Annotated in this window: 2 protein-coding genes, 1 rRNA gene and 2 pseudogenes; 4 read left to right on the top strand and 1 reads right to left on the bottom strand. The window is 30.6% G+C overall.

Features of this window, described 5'->3' with window-relative positions; genetic code table 11:
• From ACNO7W_RS16355 to ACNO7W_RS16340, 4 genes and pseudogenes are all read left to right on the top strand, one after another.
• A pseudogene (locus tag ACNO7W_RS16355) lies at window positions 1-192 on the top strand (hypothetical protein); the annotation flags it as partial.
• Window positions 193-216: 24 nt separating this feature from the next.
• A pseudogene (locus tag ACNO7W_RS16350) lies at window positions 217-327 on the top strand (IS1595 family transposase); the annotation flags it as partial.
• Window positions 318-491 carry a transposase gene (locus ACNO7W_RS16345; protein WP_417938923.1) on the top strand — a complete coding sequence of 58 codons (174 nt, stop codon included), beginning with the start codon at window positions 318-320 and terminating at the stop codon, window positions 489-491. The pseudogene ACNO7W_RS16350 and the gene ACNO7W_RS16345, both read left to right, overlap by 10 nt.
• 64 nt (window positions 492-555) lie before the next feature.
• On the top strand, window positions 556-705 hold the full coding sequence (locus ACNO7W_RS16340; RefSeq protein WP_417938924.1) for a hypothetical protein: 150 nt from the start codon (window positions 556-558) through the stop codon (window positions 703-705).
• Between the two features lie 522 nt (window positions 706-1227).
• Here the strand turns inward: ACNO7W_RS16340 and rrf are convergent.
• Window positions 1228-1332 (bottom strand): 5S ribosomal RNA (rrf, locus tag ACNO7W_RS16335); the annotation flags it as partial.

Here is a 1332-nt window from a genome sequence, read left to right as displayed (position 1 = left end):
GTGGAACCAAACAAGCAAAAATCGGCAAAGGTATTTCCTTGGGTAAACAGAACAATCAGTAATGCCAAGAAAGTACTTTTAGGCATCCATCATAATTGCGTAAATCAACAATATGTAAGTAATTTGATTAAAATAATGTCGTATATGTTTTTAGAGGCAAACTACATAGTCATTGAGGGTTTGACCCTATAAAATACGACAATATATCGTTCCTGTTACTTACAGTATTATCTTGACGAGTTCTGCTACAAATTTAACAGAAGATATTTTGGGGACAAACTATCGGATAGGCTTATGATTGCTGCATTAGAAACAACTTGGTATTAGTTACGGATAGTCATAATATATTATTCAAATCCAGAAATAAATGGACTCAAACACAAGTTCAAAGAGCTTCTTTATTATTTGAATTGTATCCAAGTATAGAAAAAGCGTACGAGTTATCACAAAGTCTAAGTTACATTTATGAAAATAATACGGATAAAATATAGCTAGATTGAAATTAGCGTAGTGGTATAATAAAGTAGCGATGCTGGATTTAAATCCTTCAACACGATTTCAAAATCGATACAAATCCATTATGAACCAATTTTAAACTATTTTGATAATAGAAGTACAAATGCTTCCGCGGGGTCTTTTAATACAAAAAAAATTAGAGCAAATTTAAAGGTGTCAGAGATATTGAATTCTTCTTGTTTAGGATAACTAAATTATATGCATAATTATGCCAGTCCTCAAAAATATAGCTTGGTCCAAAAAATCCTTTAATCCAACTTGCAAGCAAAAAGTTAAATATTTGTTAAATAATTAAAATTAAGCCCAATTAAAGAACAAATGAGATGGTGATTCCAATGGGAGGTACAGTTAATTTTTTACGTTTAGTTCTTAAGGAGTTTTTTGTGTTTGTAGTACTCATATTTTAACATTTAATTGTAAATTAAATTTTTATGTTTACCAACAAAAAGAATAATCATTTATATGTAATTAAAAATCAATAATGGCTTGATTTTAAGGAAAAACGGCAACTAAATCGAAAAGCATATATAGAAAGTATAAAATTTGTAGTCCCCAAATATAAAAACAACAACCGTAAATCATACATATTAAATACTTTACATGTTATTTTCTGCAAGTTGGGTTAATGTAATAAAAAAACTATTCAACAAAAAAAATCCTCATCAAATTCATGATGAGGATTTATAGAATCTGAAACGAGTTCAGATTAAAGAAAGGCGACGACATACTCTCCCACATAACTGCAGTACCATCTGCGCAGGCGGGCTTAACTACTCTGTTCGGGATGGGAAGAGGTGAGCCCCGCCGCAATAACCA

Origin of the sequence: Flavobacterium sp. ZB4R12 (assembly GCF_048276375.1) — a bacterium.
GTDB classification, from domain to species: Bacteria; Bacteroidota; Bacteroidia; order Flavobacteriales; family Flavobacteriaceae; genus Flavobacterium; species Flavobacterium gawalongense.
The sequence above is the reverse complement of the archived record's forward strand: the minus strand, read 5'-3'. Positions and strand labels throughout refer to the sequence as shown.